This window comes from Bradyrhizobium sp. CCBAU 53351 (assembly GCF_015291745.1).
GTDB lineage: Bacteria > Pseudomonadota > Alphaproteobacteria > Rhizobiales > Xanthobacteraceae > Bradyrhizobium.
Genome location: NZ_CP030059.1, coordinates 1,841,160 through 1,863,279, shown reverse-complemented (window position 1 = coordinate 1,863,279; position 22,120 = coordinate 1,841,160). Strand labels below are relative to the sequence as shown.

Genomic DNA, 22,120 nt, shown 5'->3' with positions numbered 1-22,120 from the left:
CGCCGCGCGAAGACAATTCTTCAAATCGATAGAGAATATGATATCTATTCGTTTGATGAATTTGACTTCGCTCGACCTCAATCTGCTGACCGCCCTCGACGCGCTTCTGCGCGAGGCCAGCGTCAGTCGTGCCGCCATGCGGATCGGGCTGTCGCAACCGGCGACGAGCCACGCGCTGCAGCGCCTGCGCGACATCTTCGGCGATCCGCTGCTGGTGCGCACCGGCGCGCGGATGGAGCTGACGCCGCGGGCGCAGGCCCTGCGCGCGCCGCTCGCGCAGGCGCTCGACCAGGTGCGCGGGTTGTTCGTGCCCGACGATTTCGACGCCGCGCGCAGCGAACGACAATTCCGCCTGATGATGCCAGATCTCGCAGTCGAGCTGCTGATGCCGCCGCTCATGGAGAAGGTGACGCGGGCCGCGCCCAATGTTCGCATCGACATCGTGCCGTGGCGGGGACCTGCGATCTTCCACGCCGAGTTCGCCCAAACCATCGACCTCGTGATCTCGATCGGCAATGCCTTCAAAGGCTTTCACCGCCAGCTGCTCTACACCGACAGCGACGCCCTCGCGGTGCGGCGCGGCCACCCCTGGGCCGCGAAGCTGAAGCGGCGCGAGACCTTCCTGGCCGCGCGCCATGTCGGCGTGATCATCCGCGGCAGCAACGAGGATCTGATCGACACCTGGCTGCAAGCCAAGGGCATCGAGCGGCATATTTCGCTGGTCGTATCAGGATATCTCGAAGCACTGCACGTCGCCGCCCGGACCGATCTCGTCGCCTTCGTGCCGCGCCGGCTGATCGCCGCATTGTCGAAACAGCTCGGCCTCGTCACGGTGACGCCGCCGCTCGACCCCGGCATCGACGAGCAGTTCATGTTCTACCCGACGCGGGCGCAGATGGACCCGGGCTCGATCTGGTTGCGGCGGTTGATGCTGGAAACGGGCCGGGAGCTGGAGAACAAATCTTCGTAGGCGGATCAGCGAAGCGTAATCCGCCTACCTCGTCGAGATCGCTGAGCATGGTGGGTTACGCCGAGCAAATGCGCCTTGCGCATCTGCTCAGCTAACCCACCCTACAAGAGCTGTCACGCCTTCTGCGCCGCCATCACCTTCGCCACCGCCGGGCGGTCCGACATGCGCTTGAAGTGATCGGCGATCTTCGGCGTGGCCTTGATGTCGACGCTGTCGCCTTCGAGCCAGGTCGAGAGCGTGTAGAGATAGGGATCGCAGATCGTGTACTGCTCGCCCATCACCCACGGCCCCTTGAACATTTTCTGCTCCATCAGCGCGAAGCAGGCGGCCATGGTCTGCGGAACCTTCGCCTTCATGTCGGCGAACGAGCTCTCCTGCGTCGCCCAGCGCGCACCGCGCATCTTGTGGGCGTGATTGATGTGCACGGTCGAGCACAGATAGGAGTTGAACGACTGCACCTGGGCGAAGTCGAAGGGATCGTCGAGCGGCGCGAGTTTAGCCTTGGGGAATGTCTGCGCGAGGTAAGCCAGCATCGCCGGCGTCTCGGTGAGGACGCCGCGATCGGTCACCAGCGCCGGGACGCGGCCCTTCGGGTTGATCTTGAGGTAATCCGGGCTGTTCTGCTGGTTGTCCTTGAAGCTCAGCCGCTCGGCCGTGTAGTCGGCGCCGGCCTCTTCCAGCGTGATGTAGGTGGCGAGCGCGCAGGTGCCGGTGGCGTAGTAGAGCTTGAGCATGTCGGACCTCATGGGAAAACCCGAGGTTAACGGCCCCCCGCCGCGCCGTCCATAGGCGACCTCTTCGCAGTTGCCCACCGCCGCCCTGCCATGCGAAGACGCGTCAATCGGAGGGGGATTGTCATGACCGTACTCATCGCCGGTGGCGGCATCGGCGGCCTGACGCTTGCGCTCAGCCTGCACCAGATCGGCGTTCCCGTAAAAGTGTTCGAGAGTGTCGCCGAACTGAAGCCGCTCGGCGTCGGCATCAACGTGCTGCCGCATGCGGTGCGCGAACTGATCGAACTCGGGCTTTTGGACAGGCTGGACGCCAGCGGCGTGCGGACGCGCGAGCTCGCCTATTTCTCCAAGCACGGCAAGCCGATCTGGAGCGAGCCGCGCGGGCTGGAGGCCGGCTACAAATGGCCGCAATTCTCGATCCACCGCGGCACGCTGCAGCAGCTCCTGCTCGACACCGCGGTCGAGCGGCTCGGCCGCGGCAACATTCTCACCAGCCATCATCTGACCAGTTGGACCGAGACCGCAGACGGCGTGCGCGCCGACTTCATCGACCGGGCGACCGGTAGTGCCGCCGGGACCTATGATGGCGCGATCCTGATCGCGGCCGACGGCATTCATTCCGCCGCGCGAGAAAAGCTCTACCCGAACGAAGGCCCGCCGATCTGGAACGGCCGCATCCTCTGGCGTGGCGTCACGCCGGCGAAAGCCTTCCTCAGCGGCCGCACCATGATCATGGCCGGGCATGAGATCCTGAAATTCGTCTGCTATCCGATCAGCAAGGAGCCGGATGCATCCGGCAATCACCTGATCAACTGGGTCGCCGAGCGACATATGCCCCCGACCTATCAGTGGCGGCGCGAGGACTATAACCGAACCGCGCGGCTGGAAGAGTTCCTGCCCTGGTTCGAGAGCTGGCAGTTCGACTGGCTCGACGTGCCCGGCCTGATCCGAAACTGCCCCCACGCCTATGAATATCCGCTGGTCGACCGCGACCCGGTCTCGCAATGGACTTTTGGCAAGGTCACGCTGATGGGCGATGCCGCGCATCCGATGTATCCGATCGGCTCGAACGGCGCCTCGCAGGCGATCCTCGATGCCCGCACCATCACCCGCGAGATTCTCGCGCATGGCCCGACGAGCGCGGCGCTGCTCGCCTATGAAGCCGAGCGCAGGCCCGCGACCACCGACCTCGTCCTGCTCAACCGCAAGAACGGCCCCGAGCAGGTGATGCAGCTGGTCGAGGAGCGCGCGCCCGACGGGTACCAGGTCGTCACCGACGTGTTGTCGCAAAAGGAGCTGGAAGACATCGCGGCGAACTACAAGCGCGTGGCGGGGTTCCAGGTGGAGGCGCTGAACGCCAAGCCGCCGATCGTGAGCAAGGATGCGCGGGCGGGAGCTTAGGACTTCGCGCGAAGCGAGATGCGCATGAATGCGCCCTGAGGGGTTTGTCCCCCCGCGCTCAACTCGCGATGAGAGTTCGCGGAGAGATACCCCTCATCCGGCGCTTCGCGCCACCTTCTCCCGCAAGGAGAGAAGGGAAGAGGAGCGCGCGGCCCGGCCTATTTCCCCACCACCCTCGCCGCCTCCAGCAATCGCTCGCTCGCGCTTGCCGTTGCCAGCACCGTGCCGTCTTCCGCCATCAGCTTCGCCTCGACGAACGCAATCGTCTTGCCGAGCTGCGTCACCTTGGCCTCGCCGACAATCGTCCCAGGCTTGGCCGGCGCCAAAAAGTTCACGGTCATGCTGATGGTGGTGGTGTAGAGCCGGCCCTCGCTCATCACCAGCACGGCCGGGCCCATGGTGTCGTCGAGCATGGCCGAGAGCATGCCGCCCTGGATGAAGCCTGCCGGATTGCAGAACTCGGGCCTGGCTTCGAAGGCGAGCTTGATCCAACCGTCCTCCGGACGCGCATCGAGTAGCCGCCACCCCAGCAGCTCGGCACAGGGCGGTCTTGGAAAGTTGTCGAGTGCGGTCTTGACCATTGGCAGCCTCCGTTTCGCAATCCCCTAGCGCAACGCTGCTGCCAGCGTGCTGTCAGGAGGATCGGCTTGGTGGAAGATCCAGCGCATGCGCGATCACCTTGCGCATGACGTTGGGCAGCGCTTCACCGGCCAGGGTCGCAGTCGGCACCCAGCGCATACCCTCGGGTGCACGCGTGCGCGCCTCCGCCTTCGCGGTATAGACCACGAGCTCCAGCGGAAAATGCGTAAAGACGTGGGTGACGACGCCCACCTTGCGCTGCCAGCGCGACAACCCCTTCAACTCCGGCGCCTGCTGCTTCGCGGTCGCATCGTCCTGGCCGGCGAGCCAGTCCGAGCCCGGCACTTCCGTCATGCCGCCGAGCAGGCCTTTTTCCGGCCGCGAACGGACCAGCAGCTCGCCGCCGCGCGTGACGACAAAGGCGGCGCCGCGCCGCAACGTGCCGCTCTTCTTCGGCGCCTTGCGCGGAAAGGTTTCCTGCGTGCCTTGCGCACGCGCGATGCAATCCTCATTGAGCGGACACAGCGAGCAGGCCGGCTTCTTCGGCGTGCAGATCGAGGCGCCCAGATCCATCAGCGCCTGGGCACTGTCGCCGGCGCGCGAATTCGCCAGCAGCGTCGCCGCCAATTGCTGGATCAGCGGCTTCGCCTGCGGGAGTTCTTCTTCAACCGCAAAGAGCCGCGACACCACGCGCTCGATATTGCCGTCCACCGGCATGGTATGGCGGTCGAAGGCAATCGCCGCAATCGCCGCCGCCGTGTAGGGCCCGATCCCCGGCAGCGCGCGCAGGCCCTCCTCGGTGTCCGGAAAGACGCCGCCGCGCTCGCGCGTGACGGCAACGGCACAGGCGTAGAGATTGCGCGCACGCGAATAATAGCCGAGGCCGGCCCACATTCGCAGCACGTCGTCCTGCGAGGCGTTCCCCAACGCCCTGACGTCAGGCCAGCGCGCGACGAATTTCTCGAAGTAAGGCCCGACCGCCTTCACCGTGGTCTGCTGCAGCATGATCTCCGACAGCCAGACGCGGTACGGGTCCGACGCCTCTCCGGGCGCCGCCCGCCAAGGCAGCCGGCGCCGGTGGCGGTCGTACCAGGCGAGCAGCAAGGTGGGGCGAGCCGACGACGTGGTGGACGTCGTGCTCCTTTCTTTCTTGCGCGCCGTCGTGGAGGACATTCGCCTTTACTAGAGGAGGATTTCGCCTGTGGCCAGCGCGACCGGACCGTTGCGAGCTATAACGCCTTGCGTTATACACAAGCATGATCCAGAGCTTCGCCAACTCCGAGACCGAGTTGATCTGGTCCGGGCGGCGAAGCAGGAAACTGCCGCCCGACATTCAGAATGCAGCGCTGCGAAAACTGCGTTTGCTGAACCAGGCGCGGGTGGCCGATCTCAGGGTTCCCCCGGGCAACCGGCTCGAAGCCTTGAGGGCTGATCGCCGGGGTCAGCATTCAATCCGGATCAATGATCAGTGGCGCATCTGCTTTGTTTGGGATGACGGAGGTCCGAGAGATGTCGAAATCGTCGACTACCACGACTAGGAACGGGCTCCTCCGCAACCCGCACCCCGGCGAGATCCTGCTGGAGGAGTTTTTGAAGCCGATGGATCTCAGCCAGAACGCACTGGCCCGCGCCGTTCGCGTGCCGCCGCGACGGATCAACGAGATCGTGCTTGGCAAGCGCGACATCACCGCCGACACCGACCTGCGGCTGGCCCGCTATTTTGGTCTGTCGGAGGGCTTTTTCCTGGGGCTTCAGATGGATTACGACCTGATGCAGCGGCGACGCGAGATCGATCGCGACCTCAAGGCCATTCGGCCGCGTGCAGCGGCCTAGATCCGGTCATGTCCAAATTTCCTCCCAAACCCGGCCCGATCAGCGCCAAACCGCTCGGCATCCTGCTCGACGACGTCTTTGCCGAGGCCTATGCCAAGCAGGGTTTTGCCGCGCGCGAGCTGGTGACGCGGTGGGCGCAGATCGCAGGGCCTGAGATCGCGGCCCATGCCGAGCCCTTGAAGATGCAATGGCCGCGGCCCGTAGAGGGCCAGCCGCAGGAGCCGGCGACGCTGGTGCTGCGGGTCGAGGGGCCGATGGCGCTGGAGATCCAGCATTCCGCCGACGTGATCCTGCAGCGGGTCAACCGCTTCTTCGGCTGGAGCGCGGTCGGCAAGCTGGCTTTCCGCCAGGCCCCGCTCTCGCGGCCACGGACCCGGAAGCGGCCCGGCCCGCCGGACCCCAAATCGGTCGCCAAGGTGGCGGAGAGCCTGGGGGCGATCGAAGACGAAGAACTGAAGACGGCGCTGGCGCGGCTTGGGGCGGCCATCAAGCGAAATTGAGCCTTATTTTGCGGCCAATCTGGACCCGTCCCTGCCGCTCGCCATTGCTTCAAACCACGTTTCAAGCTAGCGACAGGCCGCCCGGCGGGAACTCGATATCCCCCTGGGGCAAGACCACGCCAATCCGGGAGCCGACCTTGATCATCACCCGCCGCGCCTTCACCACGATGCTGTCGCTGACCGGGCTTGCCGCGGTCGCCGGGTTCTCGCCGCTCCGGTTGATTTCTGACGCCATGGCGCAGTCGGCTGGCGATGTGGCCAAGCCGGTGTCGCTGCCCGACATGGCGCTCGGCCCGAAGGACGCCGCCGTCACCATCACCGAATACGCTTCGATGACCTGCCCGCACTGCGCCGCCTTCAACGAGCAGGTGTTCCCGAAGATCAAGAAGGAATACATCGACACCGGCAAGGTGCGTTACATCTTCCGCGAGTTCCCGCTCGACATCAAAGCCGCGGCCGGCTCGATGCTGTCGCGCTGCATCGCGAAGGACGACGGACCGAAATATTTCGCGGTCACCGACATGCTGTTCCGCCAGCAGAACGACTGGGTCGTGAAGAACACCACCGAGACCCTGACGCGGATCGGCAAGCAGGCCGGCCTCACGCAGCAGCAGGTGGAAGCCTGCCTGAAGGACCAGGCGCTGCTCGACAAGATCGCCGCCGACCAGAAATACGCCAGCGACGTGCTCAAGGTGGATTCGACGCCGACCTTCTTCATCAACGGCGAGAAGATCAAAGGCGAGGCCTCGTTCGAAGAGTTCGCCAAGAAGATCAATCCGCTGCTCAAGAGCTGATTCGCGCGTCAAGACTCTGATTCGCATTTCGAAAGCCGTATCTTTCCCGGCATAAATCCCTTGGGAAAAGCGGCTTTGGCCGGTTGCCCTCGCGGCATACCGCGGCCATTGTCCAGCCGCATGAGGCGCCTCGCGCGACTCGCCCGGATAGCGACATTGCCTTCCATGGTAGTGTCCCGGCAGGGGGATTCGCGCCTGCCAACAGAGATGCGTGCTTATGAAAATCACCCGCCTGCGACTTCACGGCTTCAAGTCCTTCGTTGAGCCGACCGACTTCGTCATCGAGCCCGGCCTGACCGGCGTGGTCGGCCCCAACGGCTGCGGCAAGTCGAATCTCGTCGAAGCGCTGCGCTGGGCGATGGGCGAGACCTCCTACAAGAGCTTGCGCGCCGCCGACATGGACGCGGTGATCTTCGCCGGCTCCGGCAACCGTCCCGCGCGCAACCACGCCGAAGTGACGATGACGATCGACAATGCCGATCGCACCGCGCCGGCGGCGATGAACGACAGCCAGCTGCTCGAAATCTCTCGCCGCATCGAGCGCGAAGCGGGCTCGGTCTACCGCATCAACGGCCGCGACGTGCGCGCGCGCGACGTGCAGATCCTGTTCGCCGATGCCGCCACCGGCGCGCGCTCGCCGGCCCTCGTCCACCAGGGCAAGATCGGCGAGATCATCCAGGCCAAGCCCGAGCAGCGCCGCCGCGTGCTGGAAGACGCAGCGGGCGTTGCCGGCCTGCACGCCCGCCGCCACGAGGCCGAACTGCGGCTGAAGGCTGCCGAAACCAATCTCACGCGCGTCGAGGACGTGATCGGCCAGCTCTCCGGGCAGATGGAAGGCCTGAAGAAGCAGGCCCGCCAGGCGGTGCGCTATCGCGAGGTCGCGGCCAAGGTCCGCAAGGCCGAAGCCACCCTGTTCCACCTGCGCTGGATCGGCGCGCATGCCGACGTCAACGAATCCGGCCAGACCCATGATCTCGCCGTCCGCGAGATGGCCGAGCGCACCCAGCACCAGGCCGAGGCCGCTCGCATCCAGGCGATTCGTGCCGCCGAAATGCCGGCGCTGCGCGATGCCGAAGCGCGCGCCGCCGCCGGGCTGCAGCGCCTGACCAATGCCCGTGAGCTGCTCGACCGCGAGGAAGAGCGCGCCAAGGAGCGCGTCGCCGAGCTCGAGCGCCGCCTCGCGCAGTTCGAGGGCGACATCTCCCGCGCCCAGCAGCAGACGATGGATGCCGATGTCGCGCTGCAGCGACTCGACACCGAAGACGCCGAGCTCAAGGAAGAGATCAAGTCGCGCGTCGAGAAGCGCTCCGGCGTCGACGAGCGCGTCGCCGAAGCCGAGGCGGTGCTGACCGAGACCGAGCAGCAATTCGCCGAGCTCACCACCGCGCTCGCCGACCTCACCGCCAAGCGCAATCAGCTCGAGGCCAATGTCCGCACCCACCGCGACAAGCTCGCCCGGCTCGACCAGGAGATCGCGAACGTCGCCGCGGAAGAGCAGAAGCTTGCCGCCGAGACCGGCGGCTTCGGCGACCTCGACGAGCTGACCGCTCTGGTCGAGACCGCGGAGCAGACGCTGGCGGCTTCGGAAGCCGCGGCGCAGGCCAGCGAAGCCGCGCACGTCGCCGCGCGCCAGACGCTGGAATCCTCGCGCTCGCCGCTGGTCGAAGCGGACAAGCGTGTGCAGCGGCTCGACACCGAGGCACGCACGATCTCCAAGATCGTCAACGGCGAGACCAAGAATCTGTGGCCGCCGATCATCGACGGCATCACCGTCGACAAGGGCTTCGAGAAGGCGATCGGCGCCGCGCTCGGCGACGATCTCGACGCCCCGATCGACCCGTCGGCGCCGATGCGCTGGACCAATGTCGGCCACACCGAAGGCGATCCGGAACTGCCCGAAGGCGCCGTGCCGCTCTCCAATCACGTGCAGGCGCCGGCCGAGCTGGCCCGACGTCTGGCCCAGATCGGCGTGGTGCCGCGCGAGCGCGGTGCCGAGCTGGTCTCGCAGCTCAAGACCGGCCAGCGGCTGGTGTCGCCCGAAGGCGACGTCTGGCGCTGGGACGGCTTTGTCGCTGCCGCCCATGCTCCAACCGGCGCGGCCCGCCGCCTCGCCGAGCGTGCCCGTCTCGTCGACATCGAGAACGAGCTGGAGCAGGCCCGCATCGACGCGCAGATCAAGCGCCAAGCGCTGGAGAATGCCGAGTCCGAGCTGCAGATGGCCGCCAGCACGGAAGGCGCCAGCCGCGAAGCCTGGCGCGCCGCGCAGCGCGAGCTGAACGTCGCGCGCGAGCGCCATGCCACCGCCGAGCGCGAGATCAGCCGCCATGCCGCGCGCAAGGCGACGCTGTCGGAAGCGCACAGCCGCCTCGCCGCCGACCGCGCCGAAGCCGAGGCTGCCTATGAATATGCCGAGGCCGGCATCTCCGAGCTGCCGTCGAGCGAGGACACCGAGACCCGTCTCGCCGCCGCCCGCAGCGACATCGAAGGCCACCGCCGCATGGCCGCCCAGGTCCGCGCCGAGGCGCAGGCGTTGGCCCGCGAGGCCGAGCTCGCCGACCGCCGCGTGCAGGCGATCCTCGCCGAGCGCACCGAGTGGCAGTACCGCAAGGAAAGCGCGGCCTCCCACATCGACACCATCCAGGCCCGCATCGCCGAGCTCACGATCGAGCGCAGCGAGCTCGAAAACGCGCCGCAAGTGTTCGCCGAGAAGCGCAGCGCGCTGATCACCGAGATCGAATACGCGGAAAACGACCGCCGCATGGCCGCCGACGCACTCGCCACCGCGGAAAGCGCGATGGCCGAGACCGATCGCGTCGCCAAGCTGACCCTCGAAGCCCTGTCGAGCTCCCGCGAGGCCACGGCCCGCGCCGAGGAGCGCATGGAAGGCGCGCGGCGCCGGCTCGAGGACATCGAGCGCGAGATCCGCGACATGCTCGAGGTCGAGCCGCAGGCCGTCGCCGGCCTTGCCGAGCTCGAGCCCGGCGCGGAGCTGCCGCCGCTGCACGACATCGAGGAAGACCTCGAAAAGATGCGGCGCGACCGCGAGCGCCTCGGCGCCGTCAATCTGCGCGCCGAGGAAGAGCTGCGCGAGGTCGAGACCCAGCACACCGGCCTCGTCACCGAGCGCGATGACCTCGTGGAAGCCATCAAGCGGCTGCGCCAGGGCATCCAGAGCCTCAACAAGGAAGCGCGCGAGCGCCTGTTGACCTCGTTCGAGGTCGTCAACAACCACTTCAAGCGCCTGTTCGTCGAGCTGTTCGGCGGCGGCGAGGCCGCGCTGCACCTGATCGAAAGCGACGATCCGCTCGAAGCTGGTCTCGAAATCATTGCCAAGCCCCCGGGCAAGAAGCCGCAGACGCTGTCGCTGCTGTCGGGCGGCGAGCAGGCGCTGACCGCGATGGCGCTGATCTTCGCGGTGTTCTTGACCAACCCCTCGCCGATCTGCGTGCTGGACGAAGTCGACGCGCCGCTCGACGACCACAACGTCGAACGATACTGCAACCTGCTGAATGAGATGACCAGCTCGACCGACACGCGCTTCGTCATCATCACGCACAACCCGATCACGATGGCGCGGATGAACCGTCTGTACGGCGTCACCATGGCCGAGCGCGGCGTGTCGCAACTGGTGTCGGTCAGCCTGTCCGAGGCCGTGGACATTCTCGACCAGAACGTGGCGTGACGTGGCTGTCATTCCGGGGCTCGCGCAGCGAGAACCCGGGATCCATTCCTCGACCGACTCTGCCGCGCGATGGATTCCGGGTTCGATGCTACGCATCGCCCCGGAATGACGGTGGGCAAAGATGATCTCCCCCACCCTCCCCGCCGAACTGAAGGCCGCCCTCGACGGCAAGCTGCAGGGCTTCTCCCGCACCGACGCGGCGCAGCGCTCGCAAAAAATCTCGACCGCCTATCGCGCCGGCGGCGGCTCCGGCACGATCAAGTCCGAAGCCGATGCGCTCGCCTATGCGCTGGCGCGCATGCCCGCGACCTACGCCGCCGTCGCGGCCAGCCTGAATGCGCTGACCGAGATCGCACCAAGCCTCGCACCTGAAACGCTGCTCGACGTCGGCGCAGGCCCGGGCACCGCGAGCTGGGCGGCAGCGGAGACCTTTCCCTCGCTGCAGGATTTCACCCTGCTCGACGCCAACGCCACGTTGAGCCGGCTCGCGCTCGAACTTGCACGCGGCAGCTCGCGATTGGCGGAGTGCCGTTATCTGCCCGGCGATGCCGGTGCGAACCTCGCGGAGGCCTCGCAAGCCGATCTCGTGATTGCCAGCTACATCATCGGCGAGCTCAGCGAGGCCGACCAGCGCAAGCTCGCGGAAACCATGTGGGCCAAAGCGCGCCACGCGCTGGTCGTGATCGAGCCCGGCACGCCCGCGGGTTACGCGCGCATCCTCGCGCTGCGCCAGCAACTGATCGCGGCTGGCGCCTACGTCGCCGCGCCCTGCCCGCACGAAAGGCCCTGCCCGCTCGTCGCGCCCGACTGGTGCCATTTCTCTCAGCGCCTCCCCCGCTCGCAGGCGCACCGGCAGATCAAGGGCGCCGAGGTGCCGTTCGAGGACGAGCGCTTCATCTACGTCGCCCTGACTCGCACAGCGCCGGCGAGCCGCGCCGCACGCGTGCTGGCCCCGCCGGATGTTGGCAAGGCCGAGATCGCGGCGAAACTCTGCACCGAAGAAGGTGTCGCACTGACAAAGGTCCCACGGCGCGACAAGGCCGCCTACGCGAGTGCCCGGCGTTGGCGCTGGGGCGACGCCGTCATTGCCGAAAGTTAACCTCATCGGGAGCTTTTGCCTTGAACTCGGGCGGCTCCCCGTTCGACCAAGTCCTACCTCTCCTCTGCGCCGGGGCTCTCGCTCTGCGCCAATTTGGTCTAGGCTAGGCCCGCCTTCTTCCCCCTTCAGGAGTTCTCCATGTCGACCGGCTGGATCGTTCTCGGCGTCATCGTCGTCCTCGCTTTCCTCGCGTTCAGCGCCTACAACCGCCTTGTGGCGCTGAGCCAGCGCGTCGGCCAGGCCTTTGCCGATATCGACGTTCAGCTCAAGCAGCGCCACGATCTCGTGCCCAATCTGGTCGAGACCGTGAAGGGCTATGCCTCGCATGAGCGCGGCACGCTCGACGACGTCATCAAGGCGCGCAATTCGGCGATGTCGGCGCAAGGCCCCGCGCAGGTGTCCGCGGCCGAGAACCAGCTGTCCGGCGCGCTCGGCCGGCTGATCGCGCTGTCGGAGGCCTATCCGGACCTCAAGGCCAACGCCAATTTCCAGCAGCTCGCATCCGAGCTCTCCGACCTCGAGAACAAGATCGCAGCGAGCCGCCGCTTCTTCAACAACGCGGTCCAGGAATACAACACCGGTATCCAGCAGCTGCCCGCGGCGCTGTTCGCCGGCATGTTCGGCTTTACCAAGAGGGATTTCTTCGATCTCGGCGCCAGCCGCACCGAGGTCGAGGCGGCGCCGCAGGTAAAGTTCTGATCTTGAGCCGCTAGGTCGCAGGGCAACCGCGTCATGGCCGCGTATGGTCTCTACACGCACATCGCCTCGAACAAGTTTCGTTCGATGCTGTTGCTCGGCGGCCTGTTCGCGCTGGTCTATGTGCTGGTCTATGCTGGCGCGCTGGTCGCCGAGGTCGTCATCAACAGCAATGGCACGGTCGCCTATTATCTGAACCGCGCCTTCCACGACCTCATCGTCGCCGCGCCCGTTGCAACGGTCGTGGCCGCGGCCTGGATCGTGATCGCCTATTTTTTCCACCAATCGATGATCGATGCGGTGACCGGCGGCCACGACGTCGACAGGAAAGAAGAGCCGCGGCTCTACAATCTGCTCGAAAACCTCTGTATCTCGCGCGGCATCACCATGCCGAAGCTGAAGATCATGGACAGCCCGGCGCTGAACGCGTTCGCGACCGGCCTCAATCCCAGGCAATATTCCATCACCGTCACCACGGGTCTCCTCGATACGCTCAATGACAAGGAGATCGAGGCGGTGCTGGGCCACGAGCTGACCCACATCAAGAATGGCGACGTACAGCTGATGGTGGTCGCCGTCATCATCGCCGGCGTGGTCGGCTTCTTCGGCGAATTGTTCTTCCGACTGTTCACAAATTTCAATTGGAGCTCCGGCTCCGGCGGTTCGTGGTCCTCGGGCTCCTCCTCGTCGTCGCGCTCGTCTTCCTCGTCGTCGAGCGACAGCAAGAGCTCCGGCGGCGGCGCGGTGATCGTGATCATCATCGCGATCGTACTGATCGTGGTGGCCTGGCTGCTGTCGCAGGTGGTCAAGCTCGCGTTGTCGCGCTCGCGCGAATATCTGGCCGACGCAGGCTCGGTGGAATTGACCAAAGATCCCGATGCCATGATCTCAGCACTGCGCAAGATCGAGAATCGTGGCGAGCTGCCCGGCGCGACCTCGGCCGTGATGGAGCTCTGCGTCGACAATCCCCGCGAGGGCTTTGCCGACCTGTTCGCAACCCACCCCTCGGTGCAATCGAGGGTGGATGCACTGGTCAAGTTTGCCGGCGGCCATGATCCGGGCCCGCTGCTACCAACCGAGGAAACGGGCAAGCCCGGGGCGCCAGCCGACCCGCAGCATGCCCCACCGCCGCTCCATCATGGTCCCTGGAACGATGCCAGCGGCCCAGCCGCTCCGCCGCCCATGCCTGCCCCCGGAACCGCGAACAGCAACCCCGCGGGCAATCCCATAGGCCCTTGGGGCCGTCATTGAGCGCGCGATATGCCGTCACGCGCGGCAGTTTCGTCGCGCTTGGGAAAAACTTCGGGAATTGCCGTATCGACGGGCTGCGGAATTGAATTCTCCCTTGTTTCTGCCATGTTCGCGCCCAACAGCAGACTCGGGACATCCTTGGGACCATCCTCGGGACATCGATTTGGGACCCGGCCGATCGCGACCTCGCGATCGGGGGGCGCGCGTTAGGGGACAGCAATGGCAAAGCCGGCAGTGGTTGTGGTGGGCGCGGACAAGGGCGGGGTCGGCAAGACCACGGTGTCGCGCACCTTGCTCGATTATTTCTCAGCCAACAACGTGCCGACGCGCGCCTTCGACACGGAGTCGCCCCGCGGAACCCTGAAGCGCTTCCACCCTGACATCACCGAGATCGTCGACATGACGACGACGGCCGATCAGATGAAGATCTTCGATACGCTCAACGCGACGAGCCCGTCGGTCACCGTGATCGACGTCCGCGCCGGCCTGCTCTCGCCGGCGCTCGCATCCTTGCGCGACATCGGTTTCCTCGACGCCGCCAAGGCCGGCCAGATCACCTTTGCCGTGTTTCACATCCTCGGACCCTCGATCGCCTCTCTGGACGAAATCGCCGAGACCGCGGGCTTCATGACCGGTGCCAAATACTTCCTGGTGAAGAACTTCATCAACGACACCCAGTTCTTCCAGTGGGACCAGGCGACCTATAATTCCTACTTCCACCGCATCAAGGACGCCACCGAGCTGACCATCCCCAAGCTCAACGAAATGGCCTATGAGCAGGTCGAGGTGTCGTCCGTCCCGTTCCTGAAATTCGTTGCCAACAAGGGCATCAACGACGAGGCCGCGAACTATTCCTTCGTGCTGCGCGGCTATGTCAGGCACTGGCTGGCCAACGTCTGGAGCGAGTTCGACCGCATCCGCCTGACCGACATCGTCGGTTCGAAGTCCGTGACCCGCAACAGCGAAAAATAGTTGCGCAAGCCGGGCTGATACGGCTGGATTGGTCGCCAAGTTCGACTGATATAGCTGTCGATGCCCGCAACGCCCGTCTACATCATCTGCTCGCCCCGCCCGCAGGTCGGCAAGACCCTGCTGGCGCGGCTTTTGAGCGAATTCCTGCTGCTCAAGAACGGCAATGTCGCGGCCTTCGACGTCAATCTGAAGGAGCCGTCGCTGCTCGACTACCTGCCGGGGGTCACAGAGACCGCTGACGTGATCGACACCTACGGCAAGATGCAGCTGATGGACCGCGTCATCATCGACGATGGGCTTCCCAAGGTGATCGACCTCGGCTTCCACGCCTTCGACGAGTTCTTCAAGATGACCGACGAGATCGGCCTGTTGAAGGAGGCGGCGCGCCGACACGTCGCGCCCCAGATCCTGTTCGTCGCCGACACCGACCGCGTCTCGGCCCGCGCCCACGAGATGCTGCGCGGGCGGATCCCGCGGATGAACCTGATCACGGTCGACAACGAACATGTGGTGCGCGGCGAGCTGCCAGCTGCGATGGCCGGCGGCCGGCTGTTCCGCCTGCCCGCCCTGCCCGGCTTCCTCAAGACCTATATCGACCGGCTGAACTTCTCCTTCACCGGCTATCTCCGCCAGGAGAAGGACGCCTCGACCGAGCTGCACCAATGGACCCGGCGCAATTACCTCGCTTTCCGCGAGCTCGAGCTCAGCCTGATCCTGCAGCGGTCCTGATTGCGCTGGTTTTTTACCCGGATAATATTGACGACGGGCTGAAGCCGATTTATTGAGACGGGCATCGACATCCCCTCAGCAAGGCCCATCCCCCGTGAGCATCGACCGGAAAGCAGCGATCGCCGCCTACAAGGAGCGCAAGACCGTTGCAGGCATCTACGTTGTCCGCTGCGCGGCCTCGGGCGAGGCCTGGGTCGGCCAGGCGCCGAACCTCGAGACGATCCGGAACCGCATCTGGTTCTCGCTCCGCCAGGGCAGCCATACCTGCCGCAGCCTCCAGGCCGCCTGGAAAGCCCACGGCGAGGCCGGCCTGACGTTTGACGAATGCGAGCGTCTGGAGGACGAAGAGAGTGCCTATGTCAGGAACGCGCTCCTGAAGGAGCGCCTGCTGCATTGGCGGGCCGAGCTCAAGGCCGAGGCGATCTGACCGCCGACGGCGGCTCAGTGCCCCTCGAACGTCATCAGCGTGCGCACCGGCACGTCCATGGCACGGAGCTTGGCGGCGCCGCCGAGCTCCGGCAGGTCGATGATGAAGCAGGCGGCGACGACGTTGGCGCCGATCTGCCGCAGCAATTTTACGGCGCCTTCCGCGGTGCCGCCGGTGGCGATGAGGTCGTCGACCAGGATGACGCGCTCGCCGGGCTGGATGGCATCGACATGCATCTCCATCTCGTCGATGCCGTATTCGAGCGAATAGGCGATCCGCACCGTGGTGTGCGGCAGCTTGCCTTTTTTCCGGATCGGCACGAAGCCGGCCGAGAGCTGGTGTGCCACCGCGCCGCCGATGATGAAGCCGCGCGCCTCCATGCCGGCGACCTTGTCGATCTTGTTGCCGGCCCAGGGATTGACGAGCTCGTCGACTGCACGGCGGAACGCGCGCGCGTCCGCGAGCAACGTGGTGATGTCGCGGAACATGATCCCGGGCTTGGGATAGTCGGGGATGGTGCGGACGCTCGCCTTGATGTCGTGGTCAAAGGTCATTGGTGCCTCTCAATCGACACGCGCATCCAGCCGGAACGCGTTTTCAACAATACGTAGTCCCACCTCGTTGCCGAGCGACATCAGCGATTCCGGGTGGAATTGGACGCCGGCGACCGGCAGGGTCTTGTGCTCCAGCGCCATGGCGACGCCGTCCTCGGTGCTGGCGGTGACATCGAGCACCTCCGGCATGCTGTCGCGCTCGACGAAGAGCGAGTGATAGCGGCCGATGACGATCTCGTTCGGCAGATTGCGCATCAAGCGCCCGCCGCGCACCTGCACCCGTGAGGGGCGGCCGTGGGCGGGATGGGTGAGCTGGCCGAGCTCGCCGCCGAAATATTCTCCGATCGCCTGCACGCCCAAGCAGACGCCGAACACCGGCAGCTTCTTCTCGAGCGCCGCATCAATCGTCTTCTTGATCGCGAAATCCTCAGGACGCCCGGGCCCCGGCGACAGCACCAGCAAATCCCAAGTCTTCTGCTTGAGCATGTCGAGCGCGTGCACATGGCGGACCACGGTGACTTCGGCGCCGACCTGGCGGAAATAATCGGCGAGCATGTGCACGAAGCTGTCGTCGTGGTCGATCAGCAGCACCCGCTTGCCCGAGCCGGTCGCATCCGGTGCGAAGGTCGACAGCGGCTTCGGCGGATCGCCGCGCAGGGCCTGGAATAGGGCTGCGGCCTTGACCTGGCATTCGCGGTCTTCTGCGGCGGGGTCTGAATCAAACAGGCAGGTCGCACCGACGCGCACTTCAGCAAGACCATCCTTCATGCGGATGGTGCGGATGGTGAGGCCGGTGTTGATGCTGCCGTCGAAATTCACAGCTCCAATGGCGCCGGCATACCAGCGCCGCGGCGAGCGCTCGTGATCCTCGACGAACTGCATCGCCCACAGCTTCGGCGCGCCTGTCACGGTGACCGCCCAGGCATGGGTGAGGAAGGCATCGAGCGCGTCGAAGCCGGGGCGCAGCATGCCCTCGACGTGATCGACGGTATGAAACAGTTTTGAGTAGGTCTCGATCTGGCGCCGCGCCAGCACCTTGATGGTGCCGGGGACGCAGACCCGCGCCTTGTCGTTGCGGTCGACGTCGGTGCACATGTTGAGCTCGAACTCGTCCTTCTCCGAGTTCAGAAGCTTGCGGATCTGCTCGGCATCGCCGATCGAATCCGTGCCGCGCGCGATGGTGCCCGAGATCGGGCAGGTCTCGACCCGGCGGCCGTCCGAGCGCACGAACATTTCCGGTGAAGCCGAGACGAGAAACTCGCCCTCGCCGAGATTCATCAGCGCGCCGTAAGGAGACGGGTTGATGACGCAGAGGCGCTGGAAGACTTCGGCCGGCGAGCGGTCGCAAGGCTCGGCGAACAGCTGTCCCGGCACCGCTTCAAAGAGATCGCCGCGCGCAAAGGCGGCGCGCGCGGTCTCGACGGTCGCCTGATATTCGCCGGGCGCGTGATCGGCGAAGCCCTGGCGCGGCGTCTTCAAATAAGGGCTTTCGGCGGTCTCGCGCGGCAGGCCTGCGGTCGACTTGCCCTTCCAGGCGAAGTCGTAAGCGAGCACGACGCCGCGGCCGGTGGCGCGGTCATAGGCCAGCAGGCGATCGGGCACGTAGAGCACGATGTCGCGCTGGTCGGCCTCGCGTGCGCGCTTCTGCTCGAGATCCTCGATCTGGAACACGAGGTCGTAGGCGAAGGCGCCGAACAGGCCGAGCAGCCCGTCGTCATTGGCGGAGAAGGCTGCGATGATGTCGCGCACCAGCGACATCACGCTGGCGCGGCGGGTGCGCTGGTCCTCTTCGACCGGCGCGTCGCCGCGGACGATGTGGCCGGCAAGATGCGTCGCGCTCTTCTCGGAAATCACGACGCAGGGCTCGCGCAGGACATCGGCGAGGAAGGCGATCAGCACCTGGCCGCGCCCATTCAGCGCTTCCAGCTTGAAATCGACGCCAGTGGTCTCGAGCTTGAGCGGCGGATCGGAGAAGCCGAGGTCAAAACTCTCGTAGCGGCCGGGCACGGTGGTGCCCGAGGACAGCACTACGCCGCGGCGGCGGTCGAGCAGGTTGATGAGATCGTCGAGCCGGTTGGCGCCGCCCGTGAACTGCTCGGCCACGCGCGTGATCGCGAGACCTGCGCGGGTCAAGTAATCGCTTCGGGCCGGGAGGGCAAAGACTGTCCTGTTCATGTCGTCCTCTTACGAAACTTGCCGAGGGAACGCCACACAGGACAAACGAGAAGGCCGCCGCACTGTGCAGGCGACCTCAGACGATTTTGGGAGAATAAATCGCACCGGCCACCTCTTAGGAGGTGCGCCACCAAAGACGGGCTGGGCGGACGGCCGTGCTCATGGGCGGATACTCACCATCCGAGAGAGGCCATGTCAAGAGACGGAACCACGCCCCTGCCCGTCCGGGCCCTCTTTCGAGGCTTGAAAGCGTGAAAACAGCCTGACGGTTGTTCAGCCCTCGCGGACATATAGCAGGTCGATGGCGCCTTCTTCCTCGTTCATCCATCGATCGCGCTCGCGAAAGCCGTGTTTCTCGTAGAACGCACGCGCAGCGAAATTCTGCTCGAATACATTGAGCGTGAACCGGCCATGAGCACTCGCATGCGCACTCGCGATCGCTCGCTCCAGCAGCGCCGAACCGGCGCCGCGCCGGTGACACGATGGATCGACGAAGAGCTGATCGACATGCCGGCCCTCCAGCGCAATGAAACCCGCCATGGCGTCCGCCTCGAATGCTGCGAGTGTCCAGCTCCATTCGGCGAATTTAGGCGAATACCAGGCCTCGACCTCCTGCAGCGAATACGACCAGTTCATGAATTGATAGGCGATCAGGCAGGCGCGGTAGTGCACGAGACTGATCGCCTTGAGATCGTGCGTTTCGAGCGGCCGGAAGCTGAGGTTCGGGCTGCCCGTCATGCTACCCCAGATGCTTCCTGAAAAACTCCGTCGCCCGGCCCCAGGCGAGTTCAGCAGCTTCGCGGTCGTGTACGGCCTGGCGCTGCTCGTTGACGAAGGCGTGCTCGGCGTCATAGCGGAACAGCTCGAGCGACTTGCCGGCGGACTTCATGGCCTTTTCGAAGCCGCTGACCAGCTCCGGCGTGCACCAATCGTCCTTGTTGGCGAAATGAGCCTGCAGCGGGATCTTGACGTCGGCGGGTTTGGCCGCCTGCTCCGGTGGGATGCCGTAGAACACGACGCCGGCAGCGAGTTCAGGCACGTGCACCGAACCGATGATGGTCACGGCGCCGCCGAGGCAGAAGCCTGTCAGCCCGACCTTGGCGCCGTTGCGCGCCAGATATTGCGCGGCGCCGCGCACCGTCTGCGTGGTGGCGTCCATGAAGTCGAGGGAGTTCATCTCCTTGTTGGCGCTGTCCGTGTCGTGATACGGCACCACCTTGCCCTTGTAGAGATCGGGCGCCAGCGCATCGAAGCCGGCCAGCGCAAAGCGGTCGCACAGGCCCTTGATCTGGTCCGACAGGCCCCACCATTCCTGGATCACGACCACGCCCGGCGCGTTGCCGCGCGCGGCATTGGCGAGATAGCCCGAGGCGTCCTTGCCATCCGGGCGCTTGAAGGTGATGGCGGTTCCCATGGTGTCCTCCGATGAGTTTCTGGCAGAGCGATTGACGTGCATTTTGGCGGCTGGGACCGCGAGGCGCAATCCACACTCTCGTCATTTCGGGGCGCACGACAGTGCGAACCCGGAATGACCGAGAGCTGAGCTCAGAAAAAAAGCCCCCTTGCGGGGGCTTCTCATCTCTCGTTTCGCGCGCGCTGCTCAGTGCGAGCTGGCCCAGACCTTCTTCTTGGTGAAGTACATCAGGCCCGCGAACAGGATCAGGAAGATGAAGACCTGGAAACCGAGGCGCTTGCGCGCTTCCATGTGCGGCTCGGCGGTCCACATCAGGAACGTGGTGACGTCCTTGGAATACTGCGCCACCGTGGTCGGCGAGCCGTCGTCATAGGTCACCTGGCCGTCGCTGAGCGGCTTCGGCATCTTGATGGCGTGGCCCGGGAAGTACTTGTTGTAGTACGAGCCCTCCGGAATGGTGACGCCCTCGGGGACGTGATCGTCAAAGCCCTGCAGCACCGCCGAGACGTAGTCCGGACCCTGCTCCTGGTACTGGCTGAAGAAGTCGACGATGAACCAGGGGAAACCGCGCTTATAGGAGCGCGCCTTGGTGATCAGCGACAGGTCGGGCGGCGCCGCGCCGCCGTTCGCGGCACGTGCGGCCTGCTCGTTCGGGAACGGCGAGGGGAAATAATCCGCCGGCCGCCCTGCGCGCTCGAACATGTCGCCCGCATCGTTCGGACCGTCCTTGACCTTGTATTCGGACGCGAAGGCTGCCGCCTGCGCCACCGAATAGCCGGGCCCACCGGGCTCGGCGAGGTTGCGGAAGGAGACATAGGACAGCCCGTGGCAGCTGGCGCAGACCTCCTTGTAGACCTTCAGGCCGCGCTGCAGCGCGCCGCGGTCGAACTTACCGAAAGGGCCGGAGAACGACCATTTGTTGCCGGGAGGCGTGTCGCTGCCTTCAGACGCCTTCGCGCTGTCGACCGAGCCCGCGAACAGCGAACCCGCCAGTGCCAGCATGATCGCGGTCGACACCATCGGCGTCGATCGGCTGCCGGTCTTGGCCAGAACCGCATCGGAGATCGAGTTCGGCACGGGCCGCGGCTTCTCGATGCGCGAGAGCAGCGGCAGCACGATCAGGAAGTAGGCGAAGTAGCAGACCGTCAGAACGCGGCCGGCAACGACGTAGATGCCTTCCGGCGGCTGTGCGCCGAGATAGCCGAGCAGGATGCAGACCACGACGAAGATCCAGAAGAACTGCTTGGCCAGCGGACGATACTTCGACGACTTGGTCTTCGCGGCGTCCAGCCAGGGCAGGAAGCACAGGATGATGATCGCGCCGAACATCGCGACGACGCCCGCCAGCTTGTTCGGGATCGAGCGGAGGATCGCGTAGAACGGCAGGTAATACCATTCCGGCACGATGTGCGGCGGCGTCACGCCCGGGTTCGCCGGAATGTAGTTGTCGGCGTCGCCGAGATAGTTCGGCATGTAGAAGATGAACCAGGCGTAGAGCAGCATGAAGCAGGCGACGCCGAACATGTCCTTGATGGTCGCGTGCGGCGTGAACGGCACCGTGTCCTTTTCCGTCTTCGGCTCGACGCCGTCAGGATTGTTCTGGCCGGCGACGTGCAGCGCCCAGACGTGGAGCACAACGACGCCCGCGATCAGGAACGGCAGCAGGTAATGCAGCGAGAAGAAGCGGTTCAGCGTCGGGTTGCCGACCGAATAGCCGCCCCACAGCAGCGTCACGATGCTCTCGCCGAAATAGGGAATGGCGGAGAACAGATTGGTGATGACGGTGGCGCCCCAGAAGCTCATCTGGCCCCAGGGCAGCACGTAGCCCATGAAGCCCGTCGCCATCATCAGGAGGTAGATGATGACGCCGAGGATCCACAGCACCTCGCGCGGCTCCTTGTAGGAGCCGTAATAGAGACCGCGCAGCATGTGGACGTAGACCGCGAAGAAGAACATCGACGCGCCGCAGGCGTGCATGTTGCGCAGCAGCCAGCCGTAGTTCACGTCGCGGACGATCAGCTCGACCGACTTGAAGGCGAGATCGGCATGCGGCGTATAGTGCATCGCCAGGATCACGCCGGTCAGGATCTGCATCCCCAGCATGAAGGAGAGGATGGCGCCGAAGGTCCACCAATAGTTCAGGTTACGCGGGGTGGGATAGGCGACGAACGAGGAATGCATGAGGCCGAAGATCGGCAGGCGCCGCTCGATCCATTGCAGGGCCGGATTGCTCGGCTGGTAGTCGGATGGTCCGCTCATGATGCGATCCTGAGGAAATAAAACGACGAGACGGCGCGAAGCTTCGGACGT

21 protein-coding genes are annotated in these 22,120 nt (G+C 65.3%); 13 read left to right on the top strand and 8 right to left on the bottom strand.

Translation table 11 applies throughout. The annotated features are described in order from the left end of the window. Nucleotides 1–55 precede the first annotated feature (55 nt). Nucleotides 56–970, top strand: a complete 915-nt coding sequence (locus XH83_RS08780; RefSeq protein WP_194406612.1) for a LysR family transcriptional regulator — start codon at nucleotides 56–58, stop codon at nucleotides 968–970. Between the two features lie 113 nt (nucleotides 971–1,083). Here XH83_RS08780 and XH83_RS08775 read toward each other — a convergent pair whose 3' ends face one another. Continuing rightward, the gene (locus XH83_RS08775) at nucleotides 1,084–1,704 is read right to left on the bottom strand and encodes a glutathione S-transferase family protein (protein WP_194408204.1); all 621 of its coding nucleotides are present in this window, start codon (nucleotides 1,702–1,704) and stop codon (nucleotides 1,084–1,086) included. 123 nt (nucleotides 1,705–1,827) lie between these two features. Here XH83_RS08775 and XH83_RS08770 point away from each other — a divergent pair, with 123 nt between their 5' ends. After that, the gene (locus XH83_RS08770) at nucleotides 1,828–3,105 is read left to right on the top strand and encodes a flavin-dependent oxidoreductase (RefSeq protein WP_194406611.1); all 1,278 of its coding nucleotides are present in this window, start codon (nucleotides 1,828–1,830) and stop codon (nucleotides 3,103–3,105) included. Between the two features lie 158 nt (nucleotides 3,106–3,263). Here the strand turns inward: XH83_RS08770 and XH83_RS08765 are convergent, their stop codons facing one another. Both XH83_RS08765 and mutY read right to left on the bottom strand, forming a co-directional pair. Next, on the bottom strand, nucleotides 3,264–3,686 hold the full coding sequence (locus XH83_RS08765) for a PaaI family thioesterase (protein ID WP_194406610.1): 423 nt from the start codon (nucleotides 3,684–3,686) through the stop codon (nucleotides 3,264–3,266). Between the two features lie 52 nt (nucleotides 3,687–3,738). Further along, complete coding sequence (gene mutY / locus XH83_RS08760) at nucleotides 3,739–4,857, bottom strand: A/G-specific adenine glycosylase (RefSeq protein WP_194406609.1); 1,119 nt, start codon at nucleotides 4,855–4,857, stop codon at nucleotides 3,739–3,741. 83 nt (nucleotides 4,858–4,940) lie between these two features. On the opposite strand from mutY, the gene XH83_RS08755 reads away from it, so the two are divergent. The 11 genes from XH83_RS08755 to XH83_RS08705 all read left to right on the top strand — a co-directional run bounded on the left by XH83_RS08755 (nucleotide 4,941) and on the right by XH83_RS08705 (nucleotide 15,667). Next, nucleotides 4,941–5,222 (top strand): type II toxin-antitoxin system RelE/ParE family toxin, encoded by a 282-nt coding sequence (locus XH83_RS08755; RefSeq protein WP_194406608.1) that lies wholly within the window; start codon nucleotides 4,941–4,943, stop codon nucleotides 5,220–5,222. After that, complete coding sequence (locus tag XH83_RS08750; protein ID WP_028134868.1) at nucleotides 5,194–5,517, top strand: HigA family addiction module antitoxin; 324 nt, start codon at nucleotides 5,194–5,196, stop codon at nucleotides 5,515–5,517. The genes XH83_RS08755 and XH83_RS08750 overlap by 29 nt, the downstream gene beginning before the upstream one ends. Nucleotides 5,518–5,525: 8 nt before the next feature. Continuing rightward, the gene (locus tag XH83_RS08745; protein ID WP_194406607.1) at nucleotides 5,526–6,017 is read left to right on the top strand and encodes a DUF721 domain-containing protein; all 492 of its coding nucleotides are present in this window, start codon (nucleotides 5,526–5,528) and stop codon (nucleotides 6,015–6,017) included. Between the two features lie 137 nt (nucleotides 6,018–6,154). Next, on the top strand, nucleotides 6,155–6,811 hold the full coding sequence (locus tag XH83_RS08740; protein ID WP_194406606.1) for a DsbA family protein: 657 nt from the start codon (nucleotides 6,155–6,157) through the stop codon (nucleotides 6,809–6,811). A gap of 217 nt (nucleotides 6,812–7,028) precedes the next feature. Next, entirely contained in the window at nucleotides 7,029–10,493 is a 3,465-nt protein-coding gene (gene smc / locus XH83_RS08735) for a chromosome segregation protein SMC (RefSeq protein WP_194406605.1), read from the top strand. A 121-nt stretch (nucleotides 10,494–10,614) separates the two neighbouring features. Further along, entirely contained in the window at nucleotides 10,615–11,592 is a 978-nt protein-coding gene (locus XH83_RS08730; protein ID WP_194406604.1) for a small ribosomal subunit Rsm22 family protein, read from the top strand. Nucleotides 11,593–11,730: 138 nt separating this feature from the next. Next, nucleotides 11,731–12,291, top strand: coding sequence for a LemA family protein (locus tag XH83_RS08725; protein WP_194406603.1), 561 nt, complete (start codon nucleotides 11,731–11,733; stop codon nucleotides 12,289–12,291). Nucleotides 12,292–12,324: 33 nt separating this feature from the next. Beyond that, nucleotides 12,325–13,539: a M48 family metallopeptidase gene (locus XH83_RS08720; RefSeq protein ID WP_194406602.1), complete on the top strand. Its 1,215-nt coding sequence runs from the start codon at nucleotides 12,325–12,327 to the stop codon at nucleotides 13,537–13,539. Nucleotides 13,540–13,758: 219 nt separating this feature from the next. Continuing rightward, nucleotides 13,759–14,511 (top strand): hypothetical protein, encoded by a 753-nt coding sequence (locus XH83_RS08715; RefSeq protein ID WP_063196576.1) that lies wholly within the window; start codon nucleotides 13,759–13,761, stop codon nucleotides 14,509–14,511. A 60-nt stretch (nucleotides 14,512–14,571) separates the two neighbouring features. Continuing rightward, complete coding sequence (locus XH83_RS08710; protein WP_194406601.1) at nucleotides 14,572–15,240, top strand: hypothetical protein; 669 nt, start codon at nucleotides 14,572–14,574, stop codon at nucleotides 15,238–15,240. 94 nt (nucleotides 15,241–15,334) lie between these two features. Continuing rightward, the gene (locus XH83_RS08705; protein WP_194406600.1) at nucleotides 15,335–15,667 is read left to right on the top strand and encodes a GIY-YIG nuclease family protein; all 333 of its coding nucleotides are present in this window, start codon (nucleotides 15,335–15,337) and stop codon (nucleotides 15,665–15,667) included. Nucleotides 15,668–15,681: 14 nt separating this feature from the next. On the opposite strand, the gene XH83_RS08700 is transcribed toward XH83_RS08705, so the two are convergent. The 5 genes from XH83_RS08700 to fbcH all read right to left on the bottom strand — a co-directional run bounded on the left by XH83_RS08700 (nucleotide 15,682) and on the right by fbcH (nucleotide 22,069). Further along, nucleotides 15,682–16,221, bottom strand: coding sequence for an adenine phosphoribosyltransferase (locus XH83_RS08700; protein ID WP_018323310.1), 540 nt, complete (start codon nucleotides 16,219–16,221; stop codon nucleotides 15,682–15,684). A gap of 9 nt (nucleotides 16,222–16,230) precedes the next feature. Then, nucleotides 16,231–18,396 (bottom strand): anthranilate synthase component I, encoded by a 2,166-nt coding sequence (locus XH83_RS08695; RefSeq protein WP_194406599.1) that lies wholly within the window; start codon nucleotides 18,394–18,396, stop codon nucleotides 16,231–16,233. 273 nt (nucleotides 18,397–18,669) lie between these two features. Then, nucleotides 18,670–19,134 carry a GNAT family N-acetyltransferase gene (locus tag XH83_RS08690; RefSeq protein WP_194406598.1) on the bottom strand — a complete coding sequence of 155 codons (465 nt, stop codon included), beginning with the start codon at nucleotides 19,132–19,134 and terminating at the stop codon, nucleotides 18,670–18,672. A 1-nt stretch (nucleotide 19,135) separates the two neighbouring features. Further along, nucleotides 19,136–19,810, bottom strand: a complete 675-nt coding sequence (locus XH83_RS08685) for a dienelactone hydrolase family protein (protein WP_194406597.1) — start codon at nucleotides 19,808–19,810, stop codon at nucleotides 19,136–19,138. 186 nt (nucleotides 19,811–19,996) lie between these two features. Continuing rightward, the gene (gene fbcH / locus XH83_RS08680; RefSeq protein WP_194406596.1) at nucleotides 19,997–22,069 is read right to left on the bottom strand and encodes a cytochrome b/c1; all 2,073 of its coding nucleotides are present in this window, start codon (nucleotides 22,067–22,069) and stop codon (nucleotides 19,997–19,999) included. Nucleotides 22,070–22,120: the final 51 nt, after the last annotated feature.

What these genes read in the sequence shown, in the direction of transcription:
- XH83_RS08780 (WP_194406612.1), top strand. Translation starts at nt 56, where the DNA reads ATGAATTTGACTTCGCTCGACCTCAATCTGCTGACCGCCCTCGACGCG.
- XH83_RS08775 (WP_194408204.1), bottom strand. Translation starts at nt 1,704, where the DNA reads ATGCTCAAGCTCTACTACGCCACCGGCACCTGCGCGCTCGCCACCTAC.
- XH83_RS08770 (WP_194406611.1), top strand. Translation starts at nt 1,828, where the DNA reads ATGACCGTACTCATCGCCGGTGGCGGCATCGGCGGCCTGACGCTTGCG.
- XH83_RS08765 (WP_194406610.1), bottom strand. Translation starts at nt 3,686, where the DNA reads ATGGTCAAGACCGCACTCGACAACTTTCCAAGACCGCCCTGTGCCGAG.
- mutY (WP_194406609.1), bottom strand. Translation starts at nt 4,857, where the DNA reads ATGTCCTCCACGACGGCGCGCAAGAAAGAAAGGAGCACGACGTCCACC.
- XH83_RS08755 (WP_194406608.1), top strand. Translation starts at nt 4,941, where the DNA reads ATGATCCAGAGCTTCGCCAACTCCGAGACCGAGTTGATCTGGTCCGGG.
- XH83_RS08750 (WP_028134868.1), top strand. Translation starts at nt 5,194, where the DNA reads ATGTCGAAATCGTCGACTACCACGACTAGGAACGGGCTCCTCCGCAAC.
- XH83_RS08745 (WP_194406607.1), top strand. Translation starts at nt 5,526, where the DNA reads ATGTCCAAATTTCCTCCCAAACCCGGCCCGATCAGCGCCAAACCGCTC.
- smc (WP_194406605.1), top strand. Translation starts at nt 7,029, where the DNA reads ATGAAAATCACCCGCCTGCGACTTCACGGCTTCAAGTCCTTCGTTGAG.
- XH83_RS08730 (WP_194406604.1), top strand. Translation starts at nt 10,615, where the DNA reads ATGATCTCCCCCACCCTCCCCGCCGAACTGAAGGCCGCCCTCGACGGC.
- XH83_RS08725 (WP_194406603.1), top strand. Translation starts at nt 11,731, where the DNA reads ATGTCGACCGGCTGGATCGTTCTCGGCGTCATCGTCGTCCTCGCTTTC.
- XH83_RS08720 (WP_194406602.1), top strand. Translation starts at nt 12,325, where the DNA reads ATGGCCGCGTATGGTCTCTACACGCACATCGCCTCGAACAAGTTTCGT.
- XH83_RS08715 (WP_063196576.1), top strand. Translation starts at nt 13,759, where the DNA reads ATGGCAAAGCCGGCAGTGGTTGTGGTGGGCGCGGACAAGGGCGGGGTC.
- XH83_RS08710 (WP_194406601.1), top strand. Translation starts at nt 14,572, where the DNA reads ATGCCCGCAACGCCCGTCTACATCATCTGCTCGCCCCGCCCGCAGGTC.
- XH83_RS08700 (WP_018323310.1), bottom strand. Translation starts at nt 16,221, where the DNA reads ATGACCTTTGACCACGACATCAAGGCGAGCGTCCGCACCATCCCCGAC.
- XH83_RS08695 (WP_194406599.1), bottom strand. Translation starts at nt 18,396, where the DNA reads ATGAACAGGACAGTCTTTGCCCTCCCGGCCCGAAGCGATTACTTGACC.
- XH83_RS08690 (WP_194406598.1), bottom strand. Translation starts at nt 19,134, where the DNA reads ATGACGGGCAGCCCGAACCTCAGCTTCCGGCCGCTCGAAACGCACGAT.
- XH83_RS08685 (WP_194406597.1), bottom strand. Translation starts at nt 19,810, where the DNA reads ATGGGAACCGCCATCACCTTCAAGCGCCCGGATGGCAAGGACGCCTCG.
- fbcH (WP_194406596.1), bottom strand. Translation starts at nt 22,069, where the DNA reads ATGAGCGGACCATCCGACTACCAGCCGAGCAATCCGGCCCTGCAATGG.